The 25,579-nt window shown below is 70.7% G+C and carries 29 protein-coding genes, 1 pseudogene and 1 riboswitch; of the genes and pseudogenes, 16 read left to right on the top strand and 14 right to left on the bottom strand.

Annotated elements, in window-relative coordinates:
• The first annotated feature begins 134 nt into the window (after positions 1–134).
• Both OHT77_RS14755 and OHT77_RS14760 read left to right on the top strand, forming a co-directional pair.
• The gene (locus OHT77_RS14755) at positions 135–1,154 is read left to right on the top strand and encodes a DNA-directed RNA polymerase subunit alpha (RefSeq protein ID WP_328828844.1); all 1,020 of its coding nucleotides are present in this window, start codon (positions 135–137) and stop codon (positions 1,152–1,154) included.
• Between the two features lie 599 nt (positions 1,155–1,753).
• Complete coding sequence (locus tag OHT77_RS14760; RefSeq protein ID WP_328828845.1) at positions 1,754–2,968, top strand: IS110 family transposase; 1,215 nt, start codon at positions 1,754–1,756, stop codon at positions 2,966–2,968.
• 37 nt (positions 2,969–3,005) lie between these two features.
• On the opposite strand, the gene OHT77_RS14765 is transcribed toward OHT77_RS14760, so the two are convergent.
• The 5 genes from OHT77_RS14765 to OHT77_RS14785 all read right to left on the bottom strand — a co-directional run bounded on the left by OHT77_RS14765 (position 3,006) and on the right by OHT77_RS14785 (position 6,664).
• Positions 3,006–3,266 (bottom strand): hypothetical protein, encoded by a 261-nt coding sequence (locus tag OHT77_RS14765; RefSeq protein WP_328828847.1) that lies wholly within the window; start codon positions 3,264–3,266, stop codon positions 3,006–3,008.
• Between the two features lie 78 nt (positions 3,267–3,344).
• Positions 3,345–3,743 (bottom strand): hypothetical protein, encoded by a 399-nt coding sequence (locus OHT77_RS14770; protein WP_328828848.1) that lies wholly within the window; start codon positions 3,741–3,743, stop codon positions 3,345–3,347.
• Between the two features lie 409 nt (positions 3,744–4,152).
• Positions 4,153–5,196: a YncE family protein gene (locus OHT77_RS14775; protein ID WP_328828849.1), complete on the bottom strand. Its 1,044-nt coding sequence runs from the start codon at positions 5,194–5,196 to the stop codon at positions 4,153–4,155.
• Positions 5,193–5,984 carry an ABC transporter permease gene (locus OHT77_RS14780; protein WP_328828850.1) on the bottom strand — a complete coding sequence of 264 codons (792 nt, stop codon included), beginning with the start codon at positions 5,982–5,984 and terminating at the stop codon, positions 5,193–5,195. The genes OHT77_RS14775 and OHT77_RS14780 overlap by 4 nt, the downstream gene beginning before the upstream one ends.
• Positions 5,981–6,664 (bottom strand): ABC transporter ATP-binding protein, encoded by a 684-nt coding sequence (locus OHT77_RS14785; protein ID WP_328828851.1) that lies wholly within the window; start codon positions 6,662–6,664, stop codon positions 5,981–5,983. Before OHT77_RS14785 ends, OHT77_RS14780 begins: the two co-directional genes overlap by 4 nt.
• A 120-nt stretch (positions 6,665–6,784) precedes the next feature.
• On the opposite strand from OHT77_RS14785, the gene OHT77_RS14790 reads away from it, so the two are divergent.
• From OHT77_RS14790 to OHT77_RS14810, 5 genes are all read left to right on the top strand, one after another.
• Positions 6,785–7,354, top strand: a complete 570-nt coding sequence (locus OHT77_RS14790; RefSeq protein ID WP_328828852.1) for a Chromate resistance protein ChrB — start codon at positions 6,785–6,787, stop codon at positions 7,352–7,354.
• On the top strand, positions 7,351–7,782 hold the full coding sequence (locus tag OHT77_RS14795) for a chromate resistance protein ChrB domain-containing protein (protein WP_328828854.1): 432 nt from the start codon (positions 7,351–7,353) through the stop codon (positions 7,780–7,782). The genes OHT77_RS14790 and OHT77_RS14795 overlap by 4 nt, the downstream gene beginning before the upstream one ends.
• Positions 7,779–9,179 (top strand): chromate efflux transporter, encoded by a 1,401-nt coding sequence (gene chrA / locus OHT77_RS14800; protein ID WP_328828855.1) that lies wholly within the window; start codon positions 7,779–7,781, stop codon positions 9,177–9,179. The genes OHT77_RS14795 and chrA overlap by 4 nt, the downstream gene beginning before the upstream one ends.
• A gap of 107 nt (positions 9,180–9,286) precedes the next feature.
• Positions 9,287–9,934, top strand: coding sequence for a hypothetical protein (locus OHT77_RS14805; protein WP_328828856.1), 648 nt, complete (start codon positions 9,287–9,289; stop codon positions 9,932–9,934).
• Between the two features lie 55 nt (positions 9,935–9,989).
• The gene (locus OHT77_RS14810; protein ID WP_328828858.1) at positions 9,990–10,703 is read left to right on the top strand and encodes a DUF1775 domain-containing protein; all 714 of its coding nucleotides are present in this window, start codon (positions 9,990–9,992) and stop codon (positions 10,701–10,703) included.
• 129 nt (positions 10,704–10,832) lie between these two features.
• Here OHT77_RS14810 and OHT77_RS14815 read toward each other — a convergent pair whose 3' ends face one another.
• Positions 10,833–11,192, bottom strand: coding sequence for an ArsR/SmtB family transcription factor (locus tag OHT77_RS14815; protein WP_328828859.1), 360 nt, complete (start codon positions 11,190–11,192; stop codon positions 10,833–10,835).
• 139 nt (positions 11,193–11,331) lie between these two features.
• Here OHT77_RS14815 and OHT77_RS14820 point away from each other — a divergent pair.
• A pseudogene (locus OHT77_RS14820) lies at positions 11,332–12,671 on the top strand (MFS transporter).
• A gap of 34 nt (positions 12,672–12,705) precedes the next feature.
• Here the strand turns inward: OHT77_RS14820 and OHT77_RS14825 are convergent.
• The gene (locus OHT77_RS14825; protein WP_328828860.1) at positions 12,706–13,107 is read right to left on the bottom strand and encodes a (2Fe-2S) ferredoxin domain-containing protein; all 402 of its coding nucleotides are present in this window, start codon (positions 13,105–13,107) and stop codon (positions 12,706–12,708) included.
• A complete protein-coding gene (locus OHT77_RS14830; protein ID WP_328828861.1) occupies positions 13,104–15,083 on the bottom strand; it encodes a heavy metal translocating P-type ATPase in 1,980 nt (659 codons plus the stop codon). Before OHT77_RS14830 ends, OHT77_RS14825 begins: the two co-directional genes overlap by 4 nt.
• 134 nt (positions 15,084–15,217) lie before the next feature.
• Between OHT77_RS14830 and OHT77_RS14835 the strand changes: the two genes are divergently transcribed.
• The gene (locus OHT77_RS14835; RefSeq protein ID WP_328828862.1) at positions 15,218–15,607 is read left to right on the top strand and encodes an ArsR/SmtB family transcription factor; all 390 of its coding nucleotides are present in this window, start codon (positions 15,218–15,220) and stop codon (positions 15,605–15,607) included.
• Between the two features lie 78 nt (positions 15,608–15,685).
• Here OHT77_RS14835 and OHT77_RS14840 read toward each other — a convergent pair whose 3' ends face one another.
• Complete coding sequence (locus tag OHT77_RS14840) at positions 15,686–16,861, bottom strand: NAD(P)-binding domain-containing protein (protein ID WP_328828863.1); 1,176 nt, start codon at positions 16,859–16,861, stop codon at positions 15,686–15,688.
• Between the two features lie 128 nt (positions 16,862–16,989).
• On the bottom strand, positions 16,990–17,472 hold the full coding sequence (locus OHT77_RS14845; RefSeq protein WP_328828864.1) for a hypothetical protein: 483 nt from the start codon (positions 17,470–17,472) through the stop codon (positions 16,990–16,992).
• A gap of 345 nt (positions 17,473–17,817) precedes the next feature.
• Between OHT77_RS14845 and OHT77_RS14850 the strand changes: the two genes are divergently transcribed.
• Entirely contained in the window at positions 17,818–18,216 is a 399-nt protein-coding gene (locus OHT77_RS14850) for a reverse transcriptase domain-containing protein (protein ID WP_328828865.1), read from the top strand.
• A gap of 106 nt (positions 18,217–18,322) precedes the next feature.
• Positions 18,323–18,826, top strand: coding sequence for a group II intron maturase-specific domain-containing protein (locus OHT77_RS14855; RefSeq protein WP_328828866.1), 504 nt, complete (start codon positions 18,323–18,325; stop codon positions 18,824–18,826).
• Positions 18,827–18,938: 112 nt separating this feature from the next.
• On the opposite strand, the gene OHT77_RS14860 is transcribed toward OHT77_RS14855, so the two are convergent.
• From OHT77_RS14860 to OHT77_RS14870, 3 genes are all read right to left on the bottom strand, one after another.
• Complete coding sequence (locus OHT77_RS14860; protein ID WP_328828867.1) at positions 18,939–19,286, bottom strand: STAS domain-containing protein; 348 nt, start codon at positions 19,284–19,286, stop codon at positions 18,939–18,941.
• Positions 19,287–19,714: 428 nt separating this feature from the next.
• Positions 19,715–19,921, bottom strand: a complete 207-nt coding sequence (locus OHT77_RS14865; protein WP_328828869.1) for a DUF2180 family protein — start codon at positions 19,919–19,921, stop codon at positions 19,715–19,717.
• Complete coding sequence (locus tag OHT77_RS14870; protein ID WP_328828871.1) at positions 19,918–20,946, bottom strand: cation:proton antiporter; 1,029 nt, start codon at positions 20,944–20,946, stop codon at positions 19,918–19,920. Before OHT77_RS14870 ends, OHT77_RS14865 begins: the two co-directional genes overlap by 4 nt.
• Positions 20,947–21,167: 221 nt before the next feature.
• Positions 21,168–21,251: riboswitch (Fluoride riboswitch) on the bottom strand.
• A 113-nt stretch (positions 21,252–21,364) separates the two neighbouring features.
• Here OHT77_RS14870 and OHT77_RS14875 point away from each other — a divergent pair.
• Both OHT77_RS14875 and OHT77_RS14880 read left to right on the top strand, forming a co-directional pair.
• Positions 21,365–21,787 carry a universal stress protein gene (locus OHT77_RS14875; RefSeq protein ID WP_328828873.1) on the top strand — a complete coding sequence of 141 codons (423 nt, stop codon included), beginning with the start codon at positions 21,365–21,367 and terminating at the stop codon, positions 21,785–21,787.
• Positions 21,788–22,026: 239 nt separating this feature from the next.
• Entirely contained in the window at positions 22,027–22,458 is a 432-nt protein-coding gene (locus OHT77_RS14880) for a hypothetical protein (RefSeq protein WP_328828874.1), read from the top strand.
• Between the two features lie 20 nt (positions 22,459–22,478).
• On the opposite strand, the gene OHT77_RS14885 is transcribed toward OHT77_RS14880, so the two are convergent.
• Entirely contained in the window at positions 22,479–22,826 is a 348-nt protein-coding gene (locus tag OHT77_RS14885; RefSeq protein ID WP_328828875.1) for a DUF190 domain-containing protein, read from the bottom strand.
• A gap of 128 nt (positions 22,827–22,954) precedes the next feature.
• Here OHT77_RS14885 and OHT77_RS14890 point away from each other — a divergent pair, with 128 nt between their 5' ends.
• Genes OHT77_RS14890 through eno form a run of 3 tightly spaced genes read left to right on the top strand, consistent with a single transcriptional unit; the run spans position 22,955 to position 25,542 of the window.
• The gene (locus tag OHT77_RS14890; RefSeq protein ID WP_328828877.1) at positions 22,955–23,455 is read left to right on the top strand and encodes an inorganic diphosphatase; all 501 of its coding nucleotides are present in this window, start codon (positions 22,955–22,957) and stop codon (positions 23,453–23,455) included.
• A complete protein-coding gene (locus OHT77_RS14895) occupies positions 23,452–24,207 on the top strand; it encodes a 2,3-bisphosphoglycerate-dependent phosphoglycerate mutase (RefSeq protein WP_328828879.1) in 756 nt (251 codons plus the stop codon). The genes OHT77_RS14890 and OHT77_RS14895 overlap by 4 nt, the downstream gene beginning before the upstream one ends.
• Before the next feature lie 60 nt (positions 24,208–24,267).
• Positions 24,268–25,542: a phosphopyruvate hydratase gene (eno, locus tag OHT77_RS14900; protein ID WP_328828880.1), complete on the top strand. Its 1,275-nt coding sequence runs from the start codon at positions 24,268–24,270 to the stop codon at positions 25,540–25,542.
• Positions 25,543–25,579: the final 37 nt, after the last annotated feature.

A 25,579-nucleotide genomic window follows, 5' to 3' on the forward strand; every position in this document is an offset into this window, starting at 1 on the left:
CGCGGGCGGCCGGGAAGACCCTCCCACTGGGTTGGAGTCGGGAGGCTCGGCCTCCGCGGAGGTCGTGTCGCCCCGTACCCTTCGTGGTGTCTACGGCGTCAAATAGCGGGCGCCGAAAATGGAGGCAACACCCCGTGCTCATTGCTCAGCGTCCGTCCCTGACCGAAGAGGTCGTCGACGAGTTCCGCTCCCGGTTCGTGATCGAGCCGCTGGAGCCGGGCTTCGGCTACACCCTCGGCAACTCCCTGCGTCGTACTCTCCTCTCCTCGATCCCCGGTGCGGCTGTCACCAGCATCCGTATCGACGGTGTCCTGCACGAGTTCACCACCGTGCCGGGCGTCAAGGAGGACGTCACCGACCTGATCCTCAACATCAAGCAGCTCGTCGTCAGCAGTGAGCAGGACGAGCCGGTCGTGATGTACCTGCGCAAGCAGGGCCCGGGTCTGGTCACCGCCGCCGACATCGCGCCCCCGGCCGGTGTCGAGGTGCACAACCCCGACCTCGTCCTCGCCACGCTCAACGGCAAGGGCAAGCTGGAGATGGAGCTGACCGTCGAGCGCGGTCGCGGCTACGTCTCCGCCGTACAGAACAAGCAGGTCGGTCAGGAGATCGGGCGCATCCCGGTCGACTCCATCTACTCGCCCGTGCTGAAGGTCACGTACAAGGTCGAGGCGACCCGTGTCGAGCAGCGCACCGACTTCGACAAGCTGATCGTCGACGTCGAGACCAAGCAGGCCATGCGTCCCCGTGACGCCATGGCGTCCGCCGGCAAGACCCTGGTGGAACTGTTCGGTCTGGCGCGTGAGCTCAACATCGACGCCGAGGGCATCGACATGGGCCCCTCCCCCGTGGACGTGGCGCTCGCCGCTGATCTCGCCCTGCCGATCGAGGAGCTGGAACTCACCGTCCGCTCCTACAACTGCCTCAAGCGCGAAGGCGTTCACACCGTGGGCGAGCTGCTGGCCCGCTCGGAGGCCGACCTGATGGACATCCGCAACTTCGGTGCGAAGTCCATCGACGAGGTCAAGGAGAAGCTGGCCGGTATGGGCCTCGGCCTGAAGGACGCCCCGCCCGGATTCAACCCGACCGCCGTCGTCGACTCCTTCGGCGCCGACGACGTGGACGCGGGCTTCGTGGAGACCGAGCAATACTGAACACCGCGCCAGGCATGGCGACACCTCGTGTGCCGGGACAAGAGGACCTCCACGCTGTTGCCCGCGCGCTCGGCTCCTTCGGAGGGTCCCGCGCCCAGCCGCGCGGACAGGGCCGAAGTGCCGCAAAACACGTTCCGCACCGGCTCAGGAGGAACCCCTCGAACAATGTCGATGCGGCGTGCCAGTTGCCGCATCACATAGCGGGCGCCGGCGTCGCCACAGCTCGGCAACGGCGTTCGCGGTCCCAACTCGACGACTTCTCCTAGCCGTCCATGTGTTCCATACCTTTCCTCGTGGGTTGATCCGGGTCATTCGTAAGATCGGGACACCCAGGGATGCCGGGTGTGGCTGTCATGTGTCCATACCTTTCCATACCTTTCCTCGTGGGTTGATCCGGGTCATTCGTAAGATCGGGACACCCAGGGATGCCGGGTGTGGCTGTCATGTGTCTGCCGGGTTCGTGGCTGAGGAGGATTGGCCTCCCGGCATCCCGCGACGACTCGACTGCTGATTGGGATGCGCGAACCGAATCGCTTGTATGGACGTGACAGCGAGGTCGTCTGCCGGGACAGCACACAAGGACGACGAAGGAGGAACCGGTGCCCGAACTGTGGGCGGGAACGGACGCGGGCAAGGCCGAGCACCACTGCACCGTGATCGACACAGACGGCACGAAGGCGCTCTCGCGCCGGGTGCCGAACAACGAGGACGAGCTGCTGCAACTCCTTGGTGACGTCCTGGACCTGGCCGACGGCGACCCCGTCACCTGGGCAGTCGACCTGAACGCCGGCGGCGCCGCGCTGTGGATCGCCCTGCTGGTCAACCACGGGCAGCGGCTGTTCTACATCCCCGGCCGGACCGTGCACCACGCCTCCGGCGCCTACAAGGGCGACGGCAAGAGCGACGCCAAGGACGCCTACGTCATCGCCGACCAGGCCCGCATGCGCCGCGACCTCCAGCCGCTGCAGGAGACCAGCGAGATCGCGGTCGACCTGAAGATTCTCACCGCCCGCCGCATGGATCTGTCCGCCGACCGCACCAGAGCGATCAACCGGCTGCGGGCCCAGATCCTGGACTACTTCCCCGCCCTGGAACGGGCCTTCGACTACAGCGCTTCCAAAGCCGCGCTGATCCTGCTGACCGGATACCAGACCCCCGCCGCCCTGCGACGGACCGGCCGCGCCCGCCTGGCCACCTGGCTCAAGAACCACGGCGTCCGTGCCCTCAACACCGCCAAGAGCACCGCCGACGTCGCGGTCACCGCCGCAGAAGCCCAGCTCACCGCCGTCCCCGGCGAGAAAACGGCCGCCAGAATGGTCCACACCCTGGCCAGGGAGGTGATAACCCTCGACGAGGAGATCTCCGAGCTCAACGCCCTCATCGAGGGCCGGTTTCGCGAACATCCCGACGCCGAAGTGATCACCAGCATGCCCGGCATCGGCGACATGCTCGGCGCCGAGTTCATCGCCGCGACCGGCGGCGACATGACCGCCTTCGGCAGCCCCGACCGGCTCGCCGGCGTCGCCGGACTCGCCCCGGTTCCCCGCGACTCGGGCAAGGTCACCGGAAACCTGCGCAGACCCCGCCGCTACAGCCGACGGCTCCTGCGGATGTTCTACCTCTCCGCCCAGACCGCCGCCATCCACTGCCCGCAGTCCAGGACCTTCTACCAGCGCAAACGCGCCGAGGGAAAGTCCCACAAGCAGGCCGTCCTCGCCCTGGCCAGACGCCGACTGAACGTGCTCTGGGCCCTGATACGCGACCACCGGACCTTCGAAGCCGTCACTCCCAGCCCCGCTGCCACAGCAGCATGACCCCATCACAAGGCGTCACCGCCCCCGCTTGACAACGTCATTGGGAATCCTCCTCTTCCCCCCGCGCGCCTCGTCGTCCTGCCCACAGCTGGAACACCAGCAAGACCACCGCGATCAGCCCGACGAGGAGCACCAGGGTCATCTGGACGGAGGTAAGGACGTCGACGATTCCGCCGTCCTCGGCGGGCGGGACGTAGCGATCGGATTCGTGGCTCTGGTCGGCTTGCAGGGCGCTGCCGTCGGTGGATGCTGGGCAGCCCTGAGCCGCCCAGCGCATCGCGATCAGATGTGCGGACACAACGAACACTCCGGTGTCGATGGGGGCACGCCACAGGGGGGCGTGCGGCATGAAATGGGTCGGCGGAGTGCCGTGAAGTCAGGGTGCGCAGGGTTGCATGCGGTGCAGCAGGACGGTGAGAGCGCGCAGCCGTGGGAGTGCCACGGCAGGCAGTGGCGGCCGAACGCGGCGCGGCAACGGCATACCCGTCAGGCTCAGGACCAGGCCGATGACGTACAGCAGCCGTTCCCACAGTCGGCGCGCGGAGACGGCGGCGCTGCGGGAGAGCGTGGTCCGGAGGTTCGCCGCACTACGGAAGACCCACACCAGGGCCAGCGCCGCGAGGAAGTTCAGTGCCGCCCTGGCCGGGGTGTTGTGGTGCCAGGCGGACGGGAGGCGCCGGTGGTCGTCGAGCATCGAGGCGGGCACATCGGCGTCGGTCAGGCCGAGCCAGAGGGGCAACAGGGCCTGCACCGCGGCGAGGGCGATGATGCGCATGCCTGGAGGATGGGGTAGGCGCAGGCCGCGAGCACGAATGCCGCGACGGCGACGGCCGTCCAGGAGACGGTGGAGTCGGTCACCGCATGATGCAGGCCCGCCGCCAAGGCGGTTCCGGCCAGCGCATAGCCGACCGCACGGGCAGCGGTACCACCCACGGTGCGATCGGATTCGTCGAATGCAGAGAAGGCCGACATGTCCGGACCATCATGCCGCAGCCGCATGCGAACGGCGGCGCGAATACGGTGAATTCGACTGCCTCCGGCCGACGTGGTGAACGATCAGTCGTATGTGACCCGGCCGACAAGCCTCTGGTCCGCGCGGATCAGCTCCTGGTCTCTCACCACACAATGACACCCGTCGTCCACCGCGTGAATGACTCGGCGTCCCGGTGGGCGCGGGATGCGGATCAGCGTTTGGGCCGGTAGGTGACGAGAGCCGGATGGCCGTCGCTGCCCTGGGGAACTGGGTAGTAACTGCGATGGGTCGTGGAGTTGACGGCCACGACATGGGCCCCGTCGACGAGATGGGCGCGGCCGGAGACCGTCAGGTGACGGTCGCGGTTGTCCAGGACGGTGAGCCAGCCGGATTCCGCGCTGACATAGAGGCGGTGTGCGGCGGAGTCGTAGGCGAGGACGTCGGGGTCGGTGCCGACCGCGTCGGTACCGATGATCCGACGGGTGTTCAGGTCCACGGTGAGCAGGCGGGCGTTGCCGTCGCAGGCGACGAAGGCGAGCCGGTCGTCGGGGGCGAGGGCCAGGCCGTGGTCGTGATCGCAGCCGGGCAGCGGGATGCGGTGGGTGACGGCGAGCGTGACCGGGCCGACGACCGCGAGTTCGTCGCGGCTCTGGACGTCGGCGAGGATCTGCCCGCTGGCGACCGGGTCGTAGGCGACGTTGCCCCCGTCTCCCCCGAGGTCGACGGTGCCGCGTACGGTGCCGGTGGCGGCGTCGATGACGGTTTCCGAGCCGCCGGATTCGTTGGTGGTCCACACCGTGCCGCGTACGGGATCGTAGGCCAGGCCGTCGGGGTGGGCGCCGGTCGGCGTGCGGTGCAGGACGGCGCCGGTGTCCTCGTCCAGGGTGACCATCTCGTCGGCGCCTGTCGCGGTCACGTACACCCGGTGCAGGGCGGGGACGACCAGGACGCCATGGACGTCGGGCAGGCCGCTGATGGTACGCACCACGCGATTGGCGTGTACGTCGACCTCGATGACCTCGCTCACACCAAGGTGGGCGATGAAGAGCAGGCCGCGACCGGGGTCGAGGCCGGCGTAGTCGAAGCGGGAGTTGTCACCGGGCAGGGCGAGTTGGCCCATGCGCTCCAGTGGAAGGGCCCGGCCGGGTTGCTCGGGGGTCCGGGTCCGCAGCACGGCCCCCACCACTCCGGCCGCTACGAGGAACAGGATGACAGCCAGGGCGAGGACGACCCGGGGTCGTGGGAGGGCGGTCATCGGCGGGCCTCCTTGGGTTCGGCGGTCAGGTGGCGCAGCCGGTGGGCGTTGTCGAACAGGGCGCGTTCGCCGAGCCGCGCGGCGGTCACGGCGGCCAGGGCGGCTGCGGCGAGCAGCATGTACATCACGACGATCTGGTAGCGGATCGCGGTGAGCGGGTCGACTCCGGCGAGGATGAGGCCGGTCATGGCGCCGGGCAGGCTGATGATGCCGACGGTCTTGGTGGAGTCGATCGCGGGGATGAGGGCGGTGCGCACGATGGTGCGCTGGTGCGGGGCGAAGGCGTCCGCCGCCGCGAGGCCCAGGCTGAGGCGGGCCTCGATGGCGGGGCGGGCCGTACGGGCCTCCTCGCACAGCCGGGTCAGTGCCAGGGAGGTGGCCAGCATCGCGCCGGAGACGACCATGCCGCCCACCGGTATGACCACCCTGGCCTGGGTGGCGATCACGCCGAACGCGAGGAGGGTGCCGAGGGTGGCGGCCGTGCCGACGGCGACCGCCGCGGTGGCCGTGGGCAGGGCTCGGGGCAGGCCGGGGGCGCGGCGGGCGGCGACCCGGCCGGCGATGAGCACCATGAGCGCGAGCCAACCGATGGCTCCGGCCAGTCCGGTGTGGCGGAAGACCAGCAGCAGGATGGCGCCGACGGCGGCCAGTTGCAGTCCCGCGCGGATGCCGGCGACGGCGATGTCGCGGGCCAGGTCCAGGCGTCCGCGCCAGGCGACGACGATGGTGAGCGCGACCAGGGCGGCGGAGGCGGCCACGCCCGCCCAGGTGGGAACGGCGGGGTTCATGTCCCCTCCTTGAGGTAGCCAACGTGATGGGCGTGGCCCTGTTCGACGAGCCGTCCGCCGTCGAGGACGACGACCTGTTCGGCCACGCGGCGGGCCTGGGCGAGGTTGTGGCTGACCAGGACGACGGTCAGGCCGTCGGAGGCCAGTTCCCCTACGACGCGTTCGACGGCTGCGGCGCCCAGGGCGTCGAGCGCCGAGGTGGGTTCGTCCAGCAGGAGTGCCTGTGGACTGACGGCGAGCGCCCGTGCCAGGCACACGCGTTGGGCTTCACCTCCCGACAGGCTCCCGGTGCCGCGGTGGAGATACGCGGCCGACAAGTGGACGCGTTCGAGCAGTGCGGCTGCCTGCGGTTCGTCGAGGTCGGGGCGGCCGACGCGCAGATCGTCCAGGACGGTGTCGGTGAGCAGTACGGGCTGCTGGCCGACGAGGGTGACCTGGCGGCGCAGCGTGAGGACGTCCCAGTCGGGCAGCGCGCGGCCCTGGAACGTCACCGTTCCGCTCACGGGCTCTTCCAGGCGGTTCAGCAGCCGCAGCAGCGTGGTCTTGCCGGCGCCGCTCGGTCCGACGAGGGCAGTGCACGCCGAGGCGGGGATGCGGCAGGTCACCGCGTCCAGCAGGGTCGCGGCGCCGCGACGCACCGTGACCTGCTCAAGAGCGAAGGCGGGAGCGTTTGTCCTCACAGATGCCTACCTCCCTGCGCCGGCTTCCTGCAACCGCGGTTGCATGTAACCATGGTTGCATGAATCGTCGAATCCCGAGGGCACGCAGTGAACCGTGTTCCGTCCGCCCAGGACGGACGCATGACCGCTGACCGAGCACGCGACAGACCGGGTGAATGGGTCCTGCTCTCCTACCGCGTCCCCCGCGAACCCTCCACGCCCCGCATCGCCATCTGGCGCAAGTTGAAGCGGCTGGGTGTCGCCCAGCTCTCCGACGGACTGGTCGCGCTGCCCGCCGACGCCCGCACCCGCGAGCAGTTGGAGTGGATCGCGGACGAGGCGATCGAGGCGGGCGGCAGCGCCTCGATCTGGCTCGCCCGCCCCGCGACGCTCGCCCAGGAGCGGGAGCTGGCCATGGCCATGGCCGACGCTCGCACCGCCGAGTACCAGGCCGTCATCGACGAAGCCGCCCGGGCCGCAGTGAGCAACGCCGGCACCACCGGAGCGGTGCGCAGGCTCCGCGCCGAGCTGCGCCGCATCGGCCGCCGCGACTTCTTCCCGCCGCCCGAACGCGATCGGGCCCACGCCGCCGTACGCACCCTCGCCCACGAACCCGAGGGGTCCGCGACCGGCGAGCCGAACCCACCCGAGACCGACGACTTCGACGGCGTACCGCTGGAGAGCGCGCACCATCAGGAGGACAGGGCATGAAGTGGGCGACCCGCGCCGGAATCCACATCGACCGCGCTGCCTGTTCCTGGCTGATCCGCCGTCACGTCGACCAGGACGCGGAGTTCGTCTTCGTCACCGATCCGGCTGAAGTCCCCGTCGGCGCAACGCCGTTCGACATGCGCGGGGTCGACCTCGGCCACCACGGCGGCGACTGCTCCTTCGAGACGATCCTGCGCCGCTACGACCTGAGCGACCCGGTGCTGTGGAAGCTCGCCGAGATCGTGCACGAGGCCGACCTCGACGACGAACGCTACGACGCCCCCGAGGCGCCGGGCATGGACGTGGTCCTGCGCGGGCTGTCCATGATCTGCGACGACGAGCGCGTCCTCGAACTGACCGGCCCGCTCTTCGACGGGCTGTACGAGTACCACCGCCGCGCGACGCTGACAGGACGGGACCCCGCATGAGCGTCGAACCCGCGACGGATCCCGCTGCCGGCGCCGCCACCGCGCGTGATCGTGATGTGGTGCCGTTCCGTACGGCGGCCCGCACCTGGTTCGCGATATCCCTGCAGACCTTCGGCGGACCGGCCGGGCAGATCGCGGTCATGCAGCGGGCCCTGGTTGAGGAGAAACGCTGGATCGGCCAGCAGCGCTTCAACCACGCGCTGAGCTACTGCATGCTGCTGCCCGGCCCCGAGGCCCAGCAACTGGCCATCTACGTCGGCTGGTTGCTCAACGGAACGCCGGGCGGCCTGGTAGCGGGCTCGCTGTTCGTGCTGCCGGGCGTGCTCGCCCTGCTGGCCCTCTCCGGCCTGTACGTCGCGTTCGGCACGACCGCCGCCGTCACCGGACTGTTCGCCGGGCTCGCCCCGGCCGTCGTCGCAATCGTCGCCCAGGCGGTGTGGCGGGTCGGCCGCCGCTCACTGACCCACCCCGCCCTGATCGTCCTCGCGGTCGCCTCCTTCGCGGCCCTGGCGTTGTTCGCCGTCCCCTTCCCTCTGGTGATCATCGGCGCCGCGCTCGTCGGTTGGCTGCTGGCCCGCCTGGCCCCGCACACCCTGCGCCCGCCCGCCGGGCACACCGCCGACGACGGCCCGCCGCCACTGATCTCCGACGACGCTCTCCACGCCGAACGCCCCAGCCGCCGCCGGGCGTTGCGCATCCTGCTCATCGGCCTGCTGTTGTGGGCCGTGCCCCTGGCCGCGGTGGCAGTCCTCACCGGCACCCACAGCGTCTTCACCACGCAGGGCGTGTTCTTCTCCGGCACCGCGCTGGTCACCTTCGGCGGCGCGTACGCCGTCCTCGCCTACGTCGCCCAGCAGGCCGTACAGCACTACGGCTGGCTCGGCGCGGGCGAGATGGTCCGCGGGCTCGCCCTGGCGGAGACCACCCCGGGACCGCTGATCATGGTGGTGCAGTTCGTCGCGTTCCTCGGCGCCTACCGCGACCCCGGCGCCCTCAACCCGTGGGCCGCCGCCCTGCTCGGGGCCCTGCTGACGACGTGGGTGACCTTCGTCCCGTGCTTCCTGTTCATCTTCCTCGGCGCCCCCTACATCGAGCGCCTGCGCGGCAACCGCTCCGTCTCCGCCGCCCTGACCGGCATCACGGCCGCCGTCGTCGGTGTCATCGCCAACCTCGCCCTCTACTTCGCGCAGCACACGCTCTTCAGCACGGTCGAAGACGCCTCGTGGGGACCGCTGCACCTCCAGCTCCCCGACCTGACGACCGTGCGGCCCACCGCCCTGCTCATCACGCTCGCCGCCCTCATCATGATCTTCAGACTCAGGTGGAGCGTCCTGCGCACCCTCGGTCTCTGCGCCGCACTCGGTCTGGCCACGGCGGCGGTCACCACCGCCTGGTGACGTGATCAACCCCAAGGAACTGATCACAACGCGGAATTACGGGCGAGCCGCCTCTTTCCGGAACCCGCCTCCACACTCGCCAGGTCATGCCCGATGATGGTCGGGCCATGACCATGCCCCGTACGACGACGCACCGTGCGCCTCTGCCCGTTCTGCGGGCCGCGTTGTTCGCCGCCGTCGGGACGGTGCTGGGCGTGAGCGCCCACCACCTGATCGCCGAGGGGCCCGCGCCCTGGCGGCAGAGCGCCTGGGCGGCCTCCGTGCTCTTCGGCATCGGGCTCGCCGGTGCCCGGCGTCCGCGCACACTGGGCGCGGTGACGGCGACGAGCGCCGCCGCCCAAGTGGGCCTGCACCTGTGGCTGTCGACGGCGCACGCGCACACCGCGATGCCGACGATGACCATGGACGCCCACCACCCCATGGACACCCATGGCGCCTGGCACGAGCGGCTGCACGGTTCCCTCACTATGACCGCCCTGCACGCCGTCGCCGCCGTACTCGTCGCGGTGCTGCTGCACCGCGCGGACGCGGCGTGCTGGTCACTGGCGCGCGGCCTGACGGTGGTCGCGGACGGCGTCCGGGCACGCATCGCCACGGTCTGGGCGCTGCTGAGCGACCGCCCGGCACCGGCGCAGGGCGACCTGCCGACGCTCCCCCTCGCGTGGAGGGAACGTCCGCTGCCCCAGGAGGCGTTGCTCGCGGACGTGGTGGTACGGCGGGGTCCTCCGCCGGCGGGGTTCGTACTCGCCATCTGACCCCGCCGGAGCGGCACCCTCGCCGCTCCGCGTTCCACCACGCCTGGAGACACCCATGTCCCACCTCAGTACCACTCGTGCCACCGCCCGGCGCCTGACGATCACCACCGCCGCGACGGCCGCCGCCCTCGTCCTCACCACAGGTCCGGCCGCCGCCCACGTGGAGGTCGAGTCTGAGAGGGCCCAGGCTCTCGCCGAGAACGTCGAGGTCTCCTTCGACGCCGAGTCGGAGTCCTCCACGGCGGGGATCACCCAGATCCGGGTGGTCCTGCCCGCGGGCATCGCCCCCGCGGACGTGGCCTACGGCGAGGGCCCCAAGGGCTGGAAGTTCACCGCGAACGACGACGGCTACACCGTCAAGGGCCCGGCGGTGAAGGCCGGTGCGAACGCCGAGTACTCCGTCGTCGTCAAGCAACTCCCCGACGCGAGCGAACTGGCCTTCAAGACGCTGCAGACCTACAGCGACGGCCGTACCGACCGCTGGATCGAACTCGACGAGAGCGGCGAGCAGCCCGCCCCGGTGCTCAAGCTGAAGGCCGCCGCGGCCGGAGCGAAGTCCGCGAGCCCGACCCCGAGCGAGACGGCGTCCGAGTCCGCCTCGCCTTCGGCCGAGGAGCCCGAGCCTTCGTCCTCCCCCGTCGCCGAGGCCGAGACGAAGGGCGACGGCGGCCTGTCGACCGGTGCCTGGATCGGCATCGGCGCCGTCGTGGTCGTAGCGGCGGGCGGGGCCTTCTATCTCGTACGCCGCCGGGGTGCCGCGTCCGCGTAACCCCACCCGGCGGAAGGTCTTCGCCGTGACCGGCCCAGCCGACTCGACGCCACCTGCCCGAGTCGGCCGGGCTCTTCCGGGCTCCTGGAGTACGGTGCGTCGCGCTCAGCGGCCCGAGCCGCCCCCGCGTCAGTCGTGCGGGGCCTTGCCGGTGACCCGGTGGTCGGCGTGGCTGAGCGCCTCCGTCACCAGCCTGCGCAGATGGCCGTCGCGCAGGCTGTAGTAGACGTGCCGGCCCTCACGCCGTGTCTCCACGAGCCCCGCGAGCCGCAGCTTCGCCAGGTGCTGGCTCACGGCCGTCCGGGACGCCTCGCAACGCTCGGTCAGCGAGCCGACGTCCGACTCCGCCTGGGCAAGCAGCCACAGCAGGTGCAGCCGGGTCACGTCGGACAGCATCGCGAACACCTCGGTCGCCTCCGCGAGACGCGCGCTGTCCGGGGCACGCAGATGCGCATCAGACGCAGGTGGCAGGGGCTCGCGAACAGACATGGGGACAGCGTAGAGGCCGGTAGGGGCGGGAAGCGCATCGCGCGTCCACCACGTTCACACGGGAACATGTGCGCAGATGCGCACTCATGCATATAGTGGATGCCAGCCGCTGCCGTCCCCCTGCCGAGGACCCGCCCGCATGTTCTCCGTCCTGCGCGACCGCGCCTATCGCCACCTCTTCACCGCCCAGGTCATCGCCCTGGTCGGCACCGGTCTGGCCACCGTGGCGCTCGGTCTGCTGGCCTACGACATCGCGGGCGCCGACGCCGGATCGGTACTCGGCACCGCACTCGCGATCAAGATGCTGGCGTATGTGGCGATCGCCCCGGCCATCGGCGCGGTCGCCGACCGGCTGCCGCGCCGCGCGCTGATGGTCGGCTCGGACCTGACGAGGGCCGGGGTCGCGCTGATGCTGCCGTTCGTGGACCAGGTGTGGCAGGTGTACGTCCTGATCTTCCTGCTCCAGTCGGCGTCCGCGGCGTTCACCCCGACGTTCCAGGCGGTCATCCCGGACGTGCTGCCCGCCGAGCGCGACTACACCCAGGCGCTGTCGCTGTCCCGGCTCGCCTACGACCTGGAGAGCCTGTTCAGTCCGGCGCTGGCCGCCGCGCTGCTCTCGCTGATCACGTACAACTGGCTGTTCCTGGGCACGGTGGCCGGCTTCCTCGCCTCGGCCGCCCTGGTGGTGTCGGCCGTGCTGCCCAAGCCGGTCACGGCCACCACGCCACGAAGCGGCAGCGCGTACGCCAAGGCGACCGCCGGCACCCGCCTCTTCTTCGCCACCCCGCAGTTGCGCGCCCTGCTCGCCCTCAACCTCGCCGTCGCCGCCGCGAGCGCGATGGTCACGGTCAACAGCGTGGTCTACGTCCGGGACCTGCTGGACCGCAGCGCCGCCGACGTGTCCCTCGCGCTCGGCGCGTACGGCGCGGGCTCGATGGTGGTCGCGCTGCTGCTGCCCCGGGTACTGGACCGGATCCCGGACCGCGTGGTCATGCTGCGCGGCGCCCTGCTGCTCACCGTGGTCTTCGTCGGGCTGGGCGCCATCACGGCCGCCGGGAGCGGGAGTTGGCGGTGGCCCGGGCTGCTCGCGGTGTGGGCCGCCTTCGGCGCCACGTGCTCGATGGTGCTCACGCCGACCGGCCGGCTGATCCGCCGCTCGGCCCCTCCGGAGGAACGGACGTCGGCGTTCGCCGCCCAGTTCTCGCTGTCCCACAGTTGCTGGCTGCTGACGTATCCGCTGGCCGGCTGGCTGGGAGCGGAGGCGGGACTCCAGGCGGCCGTGGTCGCGCTCGGGGCGATCGCCCTTTCCGCGGGCCTGCTCGCGGTGCGCCTGTGGCCGGCACGGGAACCGGTGGCCGTCGAGCACGACCACACCGGCCTCGACGCGGCACACCCCCACGTCGTCGGGGCCGCGCGGGTCGCGAACGGCTGGGGCACAGCCACGACCCGCTCCTCGACGGACTGCACGCCCACCGCTGACCGGGCGGTGACGGACGGCACGCCCACCGCTCGTTCAGTCCTCGATGCCGCGCCGCACCCGCCGGGACGGGCCGAAGGCGTACAGGTCGAGGATGTCGGGTGGTTCAGCAAGGCCCGGCCCTCCGGCACGCACCCACGCGGCTATGTCGGCCGTCGCCTCCGTGTCGTTGACCAGTCCGAGCCAGACCGGCTGCCCGCCCGCGGCGCGTCCGGACGGTGATGGCTGTACGACGATGACGTTGGCCCGCTCGCACGCATCGAGGCAGTTCACCGCCCGAACCCGGGCGACGGAGCCCAACTCTGCCTTCAGCGCGGCGAGTTGGGCGGCATGGTCGACGCCGGGAATCTTGGCCGTGCCGCAGCAGCAACCACGGCACACGGTGACCGTGCACGACGGCGCCGCCCAGTCGGCAGTACGGGCCTTGCCCCGGCTCACTGGACACCCCGCTTCCAGGCCGCTTCACGCAGGAGCCGGAGTCCATTGAGGCCGACGATGACGGTGGAGCCCTCGTGCCCGGCGACACCGAGCGGCAGCGGCAGGTGGCCCGCCAGGTCCCAGACGACCAGGGCGGCGATGAACACGCCCGCGACGACGAGGTTCTGCACGACGAGTTTGCGGGCGCGGCGCGAGAGGGCGACGACGGCGGGAACGGTGGCGAGCTCGTCGCGGACGATCACCGCGTCGGCGGTCTCCAGCGCGAGGTCGGAGCCCGCGCGGCCCATGGCAATGCCGGTGTGGGCGGCGGCGAGTGCGGGTGCGTCGTTGACGCCGTCCCCGACGACCAGCACCTTGCGTCCCGCGCTCGCCAGTTCCCTGACCGCGCTCACCTTGTCCTGCGGGAGCAGCCCGGCCCGTACGTCCTCGATGCCTACCTCGGCGGCGAGGCGGGCGGCTGCACGGGGGTTGTCGCCGGTCAGCAGCAGGGGTGCGGTTCCGGTGAGGGATCTCAGGGAGGACACGGTGGCGGCGGCATCGGGACGCAGGCGGTCGGCGATGCCGAGTACGCCCACCGGCCGCCCGTCGAGGGTGACCAGCACGGCGGTCCGCCCGTCCTGCTCCAATACATCGGCGAGCGCAGCGGCCCGTGCGGAGCCCGCGTCCGACGCCCCTGCGAGCAGCCGGGCCGGGGCACCGACCGCGACCGCGCGCCCGTCGACGGCGGCGGTCACTCCGACGCCGGGCGTGGAGTCGAAGTCCTCCGCCACGGGCAGGGCGAGTCCGCGTTCGCGTGCCGCATCCACGACGGCACGGGCCAGCGGATGCTCACTGGGGTGCTCCGCCGCAGCCGCGAGGACCAGCAACTCGCGTTCACCCAGCCCGGATCCGGTCAGCGGCCGAATGTCGGTAACTCTCGGAGTGCCCTCGGTCAGCGTGCCGGTCTTGTCGAGCGCCACCGCGTCGACCTGCCCCAGCCGCTCCATGACGACCGCCGACTTGACCAGCACACCATGGCGTCCGGCGTTGGCGATCGCGGACAGCAGAGGCGGCATGGTCGCCAGCACGACCGCGCACGGCGAGGCCACGATCATGAAGGTCATCGCCCGCAGCAACGAGTCGGTAAGGCTCGCGCCGAAGGCGAACGGGACGAGGAACACCGCGAGGGTCGCCGCCACCATGCCCAGCGAATACCGCTGTTCGACCTTCTCGATGAACAGTTGCGTGGGCGCCTTGGTCTCCGACGCCTCTTCCACCATGCGCACGATCCGTGCGATCACCGAGTCGGAGGCGTCGCGCTCGACACGGACGCGCAGGGCGCCGGTGCCGTTGAGGGTGCCGGCGAAGACCTCGTCGCCCCTCTCCTTGGCCACGGGCAGCGGCTCGCCGGTGATGGTCGCCTGGTCCACGTCGCTGGCCCCGTCCAGCACCCGGCCGTCCGCGCCGAGGCGCTCGCCGGGCCGTACGAGGATCGTGTCGCCGACGGCCAACTCCTCGACGGCGACGGCCACTTCCCTGCCGTCGGCGTCGAGGCGGGTGGCCATGGCCGGCGCCAGGTCCAGCAGACCGCGCACCGAGTCGGCGGTCCGGGCCGTGGCCAGCGCCTCCAGCGCACCGGACGTGGAGAAGATGACGATCAGCAGCGCCCCGTCCATGACCTGCCCGATCGCCGCCGCACCGAGCGCGGCGACGATCATCAGGAGGTCGACGTCGAGGGTCTTGTCCTTGAGCGCCTTCAGTCCCTCCCAGCCGGGCTCCCACCCGCCGGTGGCGTACGCCAGCGCGTACAGCGGACCCCACACCCAGACCGGCACACCGGTCAGCTGCAGCGGCAGGGCGAGGAGGAAGAGGACCGTGGCCACGATCGCCCAGCGCGCCTCGGGCAGGGCGAGGACACGGGTACGGCGGCGGGCGGTATCGCCGTCGCGCGGCGGCGCGGCCCGGTCGGCGCACGGCGAGGTGAGGGTGGAGGTCATCGGAGCGGAAGTCCTTCACGGAGGCATGACGAAGCAACGGTCGGCCGGGGATCCGGCCCCGCTTCCTCCACGGTACAGGACCACATGAAGACTCATTCATGCGTTCATGAGTTCGTCTCCGTAGGATGGGCGCCATGGGCCACGGAGCTGACGCCAAGACCACCGCCACCGCGCGCGAGCGCCTGGAGGCCGTGGGCGCCACCGACGTGGCCGCCACGCTCCAGGCCCTGGCCACCCCTTCCCGGCTGCGGATCCTGGCCCGTCTCCAGGAAGGCCCGTGCGCGGCGACCGAACTCGCCGACGCCGTCGGCATGGAACAGTCCGCCTGCTCCCACCAACTGCGCCTGCTGCGCAACCTCGGCCTGGTCACCGGCGAGCGCCGAGGCCGCTCGGTCATCTACGCGCTCTACGACAACCACGTCGCCGAACTCCTTGAGCAGGCCCTCTACCACGTCGAGCACCTGCGCCTCGGCCTGCGCGACGCCGCGACGGAGGTCCCGACCGCGACGGCCGGGACCCGCTGAGCCACCCTCCCGCCAACGTGAACGCGGGACGGCCCGGGGACGGCCCGCCTCAGCCACATCCCCAGGCCCGATCCGCCGTCAGCCCTTGGCCGCCACCGCCGCAGCCAGTCGCGGTGCCGCGAACCGCGTGCCGCACGTGAACCGCAGCAGCGGCCCGAAGGTCGCCGCCGCCTGGATACCGGTGAAGTACAGGCCCGGCACCGACGACTGGAGTCCGGCGTCGAGGTGCGGGAAGCCGGCCGTGCGGACCAGTTCGGCCCGCAGTTCGGAGGCGAGGAAGTCCACCGCATCGAGGCGGACCCGGTAGCCGGTGGCGGCCAGGACGTGACCGGTCTCGACGGTGCGGGTACGGCCGTCGGCGTCCCGGGTGGTGAGGGTGACACCGGCGCCGTTCCGCGCGGCCTGCGTGATGCGCTGCCTGACGTGGACGGGCACGACGCCCTCCAGGCGAGGCTTGAGCCACCAGGAACCGAACGGCCCCAGCACCCGCTTCACCAGCCGCAGCCGAGTGGCCGCGGGCAGAAACCGGAACGCCGCCGCATGCTGAACGACGCCGTACAGCCCCCAGGACCGGCCCAGCCCCGTGTCCGGCTGCCAGTGCGGCGGAGGCGTCGGAGCCGCGCCGAACACCAACTCCCTGCCACGTACGAGCAGTTGCACCTGTGCCCCGACCTCGTTCAGCAGAGCCGCGCTCTCCTGCGCCGACTGACCGGCGCCCACCACGACCACGTCCCGCCCGGTGAACTTCGCGAGGTCGGCGTGGTGGGAGCTGTGCGAGACGAGCCCCTCGGGAACGAGCGCCGCCAGCGGCTCGGGGACGTACGCGAAACCGTCCATCCCGCTCGCGACCACCACGGCCGAGGCCCGCAGTTCCTCGCCCGAGGCGAGCTTGATGTGGAACCCGTCGGCCTGCCGGTCGACACCCAGCACACGGATGTCCTCCACCTCGGGCACCAACTGCTCGGCGAACCACCGCCCGTAGCGGACGAACATCTCGACCGGCACCGGGTCGTGCCCCTCCAACTGCGGCTCCCCCGCCTGCCGGGCGTAGGCATCCAGGGTGAACCCGGGCTTCGGCGCGGACAGCATCGACGCGCTCGGCGGCGACTTCAGCAGCATGCCCGCGGGCATGTTCTCGGCCCAGCTCGCCATCGGCGAACCGAACACCCTGACGTGCAGGCCGCGCGCCTTCAGATGCGCGGCGGTGGACAGGCCGTACGGGCCCGCCCCGATGACAACGACTGTGCTGGACATGAATTCCCCCCTGGCGCGGGGCACTTGGGCAGCCCGCGCTCCGGCATGGCAGGTCACAACCTCAATGTGTTCCGTATGCCGCCGCACGTCACAGGTACGGCGCACAGCGGTGCGCCGTACAGCTGTCGTCAGACCGCGAGCGGCGGGGAGGAGAGAGGAGGGCCGCGCCGGACGACCGCGCCCGCGAGGAGAACCTGAACCGGAGGACCGGGAGCCGGCCCGGGGCGCGGGCGCGGCCCTGCCGCGGCCCTGCTCAGGCCGAGAGGAGCGCGGACCGGCGTGAACAGCCCGCGCACCAGTTCGCGCAGGTGCTCCCATTCGCGCCCGGCCACGTACAGCACACGTCGCCGGCAGGTGTCGACGCCGTGCAGCAGTACCGCGCACAGCACGGTCAACGCGACATGGGCGACCACCACGGGCCAGCCCGCGTGGACGGAGGTCGGCCACACGGCGTGCGCAGGAACAGTGACCGCGTTATCGGCCCGTACGAACCAGTAGCCCACGGCCACCTGGGCCCCGACCGCGAGCATCAACTGCCGCACCAGCGGCTTGTCCTGACCCGCGCCGGGCAGCGCGACACCGAAAAGGAGACACGCGGCGAGAGCGCGCACGCTCCACGAGGGGCTCGAATCGAACGCCAGGTGATGGACAGTGACGGCAACCGCCGTACCCAGCAGGGAAAACAGCCCGGCCCGGACAGCAGCCACCGGCACCACACGCGGCACCCAGCCGCGGTGGCACAGACGGGACACACGCACCGAACGCCCCATGACCCACCCATCATGGGGCGAGTGCCCTGCCCGTGTCACCTGTCCCGTGACAGCCAAGCGGCCACAAGGCCACGACGAAGGCACAACGTGTGGACGGCGACGCCGCGACTCGACGCGGATCGTCCATACCATCCGGGGTGCGGGGGCCTGGCAGCAACCTCCCGCGGGGGGACTTGGATGTGGGTGGTGGACCGCTCCACGACCGGCGCCGATTTTCGAGGCCGATTTCTACCCGTCCAGCTACGGGTATCGGCCCGGACGTCGGGTCAGGATGCCATCGTCGAAATCCACCGCTTCACCCGCCAGCCGTCGACCTACGACTGGAGCATCGAGGGCGACATCAAGGCTTGCTTCGACAATATCGACCATCACGTCCTGATGGACCTGGTGGCCGAGCGCGTCAAGGACCGCAAGGTCCTGCGGCTGGTCAGCGCGTTTCTGCGGGCCGGAGTTGTCGAGCTGCACGGTGGATTCACGGAGACCCTCACGGGCACTCCGCAAGGAGGAGTCGCCTCCCCGCTGCTGGCCAACGTCTATCTCTCCGTCCTGGACGGCATTTCTCCCGGATCTGGAACACCGAGATGAACCTCGGAGCACGTCGGCAAGCCCGGCGGCGCAAGGGGCTGCCGAACTACCGTCTGGTGCGATACGTCGGCCTATGCCGAACTCGGCATAGGCCGACGACTTCGTCGTGCTGGCGCACGGCACCAAGTCCGAGGCCGAGACGCTCAAAGCGGAGATCGGTGAGCTGTTGGCCCGCAGGCTGAAGATGACCCTCTCGGTCGAGAAGACCCACATCACCCACATCGACGACGGCTTCGTCTTCCTGGGCTTCCACATCCAGCGAAGGCCCTGGTACGACGGCCGTCGCGTCGTGCTCACCATTCCGTCCAAGCCCGCCTTGGCGTCGGTGATGCACAAGATCAAGAAACTGACGGGGCGAAGCACGACATCGCTCTCGTTGGAACAGGTGCTGCGGTCGGTCAACCCGGTCCTTCGGGGCTGGACTGCCTACTTCCGCTACGGCGCATCCAAGAGAACTCTCTTCTCTCTGGTCCTACGGTCCTACTGCTGGGAAGCGGTGCGGAGCCGGGAGACTGCTTGCTGCAGATCATCGAAGGCACGTTCTTCCTCGCGCGGCCCGACGCGGACGGCGGCAAGCACGCTGTCACGCGCCACGCGGATACGGGCATAGGCATCGAAGCAGGTGAGAACCTCCTGGACCGCCAGCTCCTGGGGCGTGGGCGGAGGCGGAGAGGAGGGACCGTGTAGGGATGACATCGCCAGACTCTTGTCTCATTGCAGAGCTATGGGCCGGAAAGAAGGGGTACGTCCGTCAACCGCTGCATGCCTAGCTCGTCCAGTACACGCAGGCTGAGGGGCGAGGCATGGGCGATGACGAAACGCGCACCGGAACGGCGCGCGTTGGCTGCGGCAGCCAACAGCAGCGCGCGCACCTCCGGGGCGAGATAGGTGACCTTGTCGAGGTCTACTTCCATGACGCCGGGGGCCCGGGCGAACGCTCTCAAAAGTTTCCTCCGGACGCGCGGCGCCCTGCGGAAGGTCACCTCACCCCGCAGCCGCACAACGGTCCGGGCACGATGGCGGGGAAGGGGCCTGAGCTGCACGGCAAGCCTTTCGGGCACGACGGACATGTCGCCGACCAGACTTCCCGGCACACCACCCACCCTTGAGCGCGGAGCGAGCTGCCAGCACACTACGCGCCACCACGGCCACCAGCACAGTCCGAGCTGCCGCGCCCAGCGTTCAGCCACCACACCTGCGCACCCCGGGAACCGACCTCAGATGCAGCACGGGGCTCAACCCGTCGCAGCGAGGCCGCCAGGTGGAGTCATTTCTCCGCCTACAAAATCGGGTCCTCCAGGCACCGGGTGGAGTCAGAACCCACCTACAAGTTGAGTCAACGGTCCGTCACCTACGAAGCCGGCGCCCGGTTGCTGAACTGGCCCGCAAAGGACCTGTGAGCAGTCCGCGCTGCGGTGGTCGGGGTCGCGGCTCGCCGGTTCAGTCGAACCGGTCGCAGTCAGCCGTCATCCGCCCCTCTACAGCAACAACCACATGGCTAGCCGGCCTCAGCCTTGCAGCAGGCCGTGCAGGTGATGCGCCGTGCGCGATCCGGAAGAGTGGCAAGGCCCATACCCCTCACTCGGAGTACGAGTTCCGACCGCGTCTGAACATGATCCGTGCACAGGGCCGCTCCGCATCGGCAGCAGACGGCGACCGCTCGGGTGGTCGGGAGGTCTTCCGAGTGGCAGTCGTAGCAATTCATGGCATGGGTCCGTTCTGCTCGGGTGCCGGGGCGGAGGTGCGGTCGGAGACGGCGAGGCGGAGTCGGGGCTGGTCTGCGGAACCGGGGATGCCCAGTGCCGGCCGGTCGGGGCTGAAGTAGCGCTGGGCGACGGCGGTGGGCAGGACGGCGGTGAGGACGACCACGGTGACCAGGAGGGAGAACTGGGCCTTGGTGACGATCCCGGCCGTATAGCCGTACGTCGCGGAGATCGTGCCGAAGGTCAGCCCGGTACTCATCAGCAGCGTGGTGAACGCGGCGTGCGGGTGGGCGTGGCGGCGGGCCAGCGGGTGCACGGCCGCCGATTTGAGGACGAGCTTGGCGCCCAGGAGTGCGCCGAGCAGGCCGAGGTTGGCGATGACCAGGGGCAGCGAGACGTTCATCCCGGAGCGCAGGAAGAAGAACGGGGTCAGCAGGGCGAACGCGACGACGCGGAAGCGTTGTTGGGTGGCGCGGTGGCGGGCGAAGGTGCGGGAGACGGCGAGGCCGAGGAGGAAGGCGGGCAGGACGGCTTGACTGTTGGCCTTCTCCGCCAGCCACATCAGGACCAGCAGGGCGGCGAAGGCGCCTTTGATCTCGGTTTCGATGACGCGGTTGCCGTACTGGGCGAAGAACCAGCGTTCCAGGCGCGGCATCACCAGGATCAGCAGGACCGAGGCAGCGACGAAGGGCAGCAGCCACCAGGTGGGCCGGATGAACAGGACGCTGAGCGCGAGGACCGTGGCCAGGTCGGTGACGAAGGTGGCGCTCATGATGAGTTTGCCGAGCGCGGTGGCGTTCAGGCCGGTCTCCACCAGGACCGCGTAGACGACGGCGAGTGAGGTGGTGGACAGGGCGGTCCCGCCGATCTCGGCGGCCTTCCAGGTCCAGTCGAAGCCGTAGCGGCACAGCAGGAGGACGCCGGCGAATGGGGCCGCGAAGGAGGCCGTCCCGATCAGCAGGCTGGCCTTCCAGGTGGCCCGGAACTCGTCGGGGTCGACCTCGGCGCCGGCCAGGAAGGTCAGCACGACGCTGCCGAAGGAGGCGAGGAAAGACCAGCCACTGGGGTGCGGTGAGATGGAGGGCGTTGCCGACGGCGACGCCGAGGAAGATCTCGATGACGGCCACTGAGAGGCCGAGTTTGACCGAGAGCATGCTCGCGGCGAGAGCGGTGACGGCAAGGACGGCGGCGACGTAGTAGGCGGACTCCACGCGGTACCTCCGCAGGGTGTGAGCAGTTTCCTGACGTGTGTGGTCAGGAACCATCAACCCCGGGAGGGCGGTTGGAGCCGCTCTGACAGCGGCTCGGGCGGGATCCATCGCCTGGTTCCGAGTGAACCGCCGCCCGGCGCGCGGGTCAAGGGCTCGCCCGGTCGGCTGCCTCCGCGGCAGGCCGCGTGGTGACGTGTCTTCCGGCTCGCGTCGGACGGGAGCAGACTCGGTCGTATGTTCCGCCGGATCGTGGTGGCCTACGACGACTCTCCGGGCGCGCGCCGAGCACTGGAGCGGGCGGTCGAGCTGGCGCGTCTGTCCCGGGGTGAGCTGATCGCCGTGGCGGTAGAGGCGCACCTGCCGCACTACGGGGCGACCGTCGGGGAGGTCGCCGAGGAGCTGGAGGTCGAGGAGCGGGCCTGCCACCGCTGGCTGGCCGCCGCCGAGGCGTACGTCGCCGAACGCGACGTCGCCTTCGAGGGCGAGACCCGGGCCGGGCACCCGGCGCAGGAGCTGGTGCGCGCCGCCGAGCAGCACCGGGCGGATCTGATCGTGGTCGGGCACAGCGGGCACTCCTCGGCCTGGGGCCGCTTCCTGGGCTCCACCGCGGAGAAGACCAGCCGGCACGCCCCCTGCTCGGTGCTGATCGTGCGCTGATGGTTTCGGCTGGCTGCCCCGTCCGGGGCTCATGGCCGGCGGCGGTGGACTGGCCCGGAATGACAGAAGGCGCACACTGGAAGGGCACACCCTTGGGCGGGAGTGCCGGTGATGGGGCTCACCGCAACCGCGGAGGCGTCCGCTGACGGTCCCTGGTCCAGCCGTGCTGACCAGGAGGAACCATGCCCGTATCCTCGCCCGGCAGCAGCACCGCCTTGCGGCACCGTGCAGCTCGCCTCGTGACACGACTGCGTCCTCCTCCCGCCCCGCTCCCTCTGCCACGCCCGGCCCAGGTGCGGGCGCTGCTCGCGGTGCTGGACGAGGCGGTCACCGCCCAGCAGCGAGCCGATGTGGCGGTGGCCTCCTGCGGGGAGCCGGGTCCCGTCTGCGGACAGGTCGCCCGGGACTGCTGCGACGCGAGCTCGGCCTTCCTCCACCTGCGGGCCCGGTTGCGGAAGCTGCCGCTCACCGACCCCGACCTCGTGCAGGCGCGGGCGTACGCGGGGCGGCTGCTGGACTACGTCCAGTGGATGGTGCACCAGTCGGTGAACCTGGCCTTCACCGTGCACCCAGACGCCCGCACCGAGGCGGCCCGGCTGCAGCTGAACGGCCTGGGCCGGCCGGCGGACGATCTACGGCGGCTGCGCGACACCCTCAAGGCGGAGGAGTGAACGACATGAGGACAAGCGATCTAGCCCGCCGCCCGCGCCCCGGTCCATTGGACGCGGACCCGGTCGAGCACTGCCACCGCCTCGGTGTGCTCCAGCACGTCCTGCACGCTGAGCAGGAAGCACCGCAGCCGGTCCTCCTCGTCGACGAGCACGACCGCGCACGGGCCCTTGGCGGCCAGGTGGGCAGGGCGTTCGCGGTAGAGACGCCGCTGGGCGCCGAAGCCGGTGAAGCCGTGAAAGACGCTCGCTCCGGCCAGGCCCTCGCGATGGGCCCGGTGCACGAGTTCGGCGTAGGCGGGCCGGTGGTGCCACAGCACCGCCCCGTCGAGGTGGATGGTCACACGGACGGCGCCGCCAGCATCAGGCATCGCCCACCTCCTCGTGCGCGCCGTTGCGACCGTACTGCCGCGCCGGCAGGGCGAACAGAGGCCGCACCAAGCCGGGTTGACCAAGGCGACCCCCGAGTGCAGGACACCTATGAGGCAAGGAGGCAGTCGTGGAGTTCGACGTCATCGTGGAGATCCCCCAGGGATCCCGCAACAAGTACGAGATGGACCACGCACTGCACCGCATCCGGCTGGACCGGCTGCTGTTCACCTCGACCAGGTACCCGGCCGACTACGGCTACATCGAGCACACCCTCGGCGGTGACGGGGACCCGCTGGATGCCCTGATCCTGGTCGGGGAGCCGACGTTTCCCGGCTGCCTCATCGAGTGCCGGGCCGTCGGCATGTTCGTGATGAAGGACGAACACGGCCCGGACGAGAAGGTGCTGTGCGTGCCCGCCCACGACCCGCGCTGGGCAGGCGTGCAGGACATCGGCGATGTCTCCCACTTCGACCAGTTGGAGTTCACCCACTTTTTCGAGGTCTACAAGGATCTGGAGCCCGGCAAGTCGGTGGAGGGTTCTCACTGGGAGGGACGGGAGCAGGCGTATGCGGAGATCGAGGCGTCCCGCAGGCGGGCCGCGGACGCCTCGGCCGGGAAGTCCTCGTGAGCGTGCCGGGCACGCTGGTGCTGCTGCGGCACGGACAGAGCACCGCCAACGCTCAGGGCCGCTTCACCGGCTGGGGCGACGTCCCGCTGACGGCCCACGGGGAGAAGCAGGCCGCCGCCGCGGCGCAGCTTCTGGCCGAGGACGGGCTGGTGCCCGATGTCGTACACACCTCGGTGCTGCGGCGCTCGATCCGCACCGCGGACATCCTGCTGGAGGAGATGGACCGCTCCTGGATCCCGGTCCACCGCACCTGGCGGCTCAACGAGCGCCAGTACGGGGCGCTCACCGGCCGCGTCAAACGCGAGGTCCGCCGCGAGGCCGGGCCTGGGCTATACCAGGCGTGGCGCCGCTCGCTCACCGCCACTCCCGGTCCGCTGGACGGCGACGCACTCGCCTGTCTGCGCGCGGATCCCCGCTACGCCGCCCTGCGCGGCGGCGGACTGCCGGCCGTGGAGAGCCTGGCCGACATGATCGCCCGGGTCGCCCCGTACTGGGCGGACGTCCTCGCCGGGCAGCTGTACACCGGGCGCCGTGTGCTGGTGGTCGCCCACGGCAATGCGCTGCGCGCCCTGATCGCGGTCCTGGACCGGCTCACCGAGCAGGAGGTCGAAGACCTGAACATCCCCACCGGGGCACCGCTGCGCTACGACTTCGACCGCGAGCTGCGACCCGTCGTACGCGGAGGGGGCTATCTGGACCCCGAAAGTGCCCGAGTGGCCGCAGCGGCCGTCGTCGCCGAAGGCCAGGCTTGAACCGGCAGCCCACGAAAGCCAACCGCCACCTGCTCCGACCGGACGACGGAGGAACCCAGCATGTCCCTGCACATCGCTCACCTGCACGCCGTGGAGATCCTCGACTCCCGCGCCCGCCCCACCCTCGCCGTCACCCTCACCACCGCAGACGGCACCCGTGTGCGCGCCGGGGTCCCCTCCGGTGCCTCCACCGGCACCCGCGAGGCCGTCGAACTCCGAGACGGCGACAAGACCCGCTACAACGGGCAGGGCGTGCTGACGGCCGTCGGCCACGTCAACGGCGAGATCGCCCAGGCCCTCACCGGCCGGACCTTCGCCTCCGCCGCCGACATCGACCGCGCGCTGATCGAACTGGACAGCACGGACACCAAGTCCCGGCTCGGCGCCAACGCCATCATCGGGGTCTCCCTCGCCGCCACCCGCGCCGAAGCCGCCCTCACCGGACGGGAGTTGTGGCAGCACCTCGCCCAGATCGCCGGCACCACCCCCCGCCTGCCGGTCCCGCACTTCAACGTCGTCAACGGCGGCGCCCACGCCGCCAACAGTCTCGACTTCCAGGAGTTCATGCTCGCCCCGCTCGGCGCACCGAGCCTGCCGGAGGCGGTCCGCGCCGGGGCCGAGGTCTACGCGAAGCTCAAGGCCCGTCTCTCCGCCGAAGGGCACGCCACCGGGCTGGGCGACGAGGGCGGCTTCGCCCCCGCCATCGACCGCCCCGAGGACGTTCTGCAGCTCCTCGTCGAGGCCATCACCGACGCCGGATACGCCCCCGGCCGCGACGGCATCGCCATCGCCCTGGACCCGGCCGCCAGCGAGTTCCGCAGCGCGGCCGACGGGCTCTACCGGGTCGCGGGCGACGCGCTGAGCACCGACCAGCTCATCGACCGCTACGAGGCGATCACCGACCGCTTCCCGGTCTGGTCGATCGAGGACGGGCTGGCCGAGGACGACTGGGACGGCTGGGTCCGACTGACCGAACGCCTCGGCGACCGCGTGCAGTTGATGGGCGACGACATCTTCGTCACCAACCCGGCCATCATCACCGAGGCGATCAGCAAGAAGATCGGCAACTCCGCCCTGATCAAGGTCAACCAGATCGGCACGGTCACCGAGACCCTGGAGGCGATGCGGATCTGCCGCGAGGCCGACTACACGCAGATGGTCTCCCACCGCTCCGGCGAGACGGAGGACTCCTTCATCGCCGACCTCGTCGTCGGCACCGGCAGCGGCCAGCTCAAGTCCGGCGCACCGGCCCGCGGTGAACGCGTCGCCAAATACAACCGGCTCATCGAGATCGCCGCGGCCGAGCCCGCCCTGCCGTACGGGCTGAACCGCTGACGAGCAACGGGGGTAAAGCCGTGGCATCGAGCGGTGG

Source organism: Streptomyces sp. NBC_00252 (assembly GCF_036187565.1).
Lineage (GTDB): Bacteria > Actinomycetota > Actinomycetes > Streptomycetales > Streptomycetaceae > Streptomyces.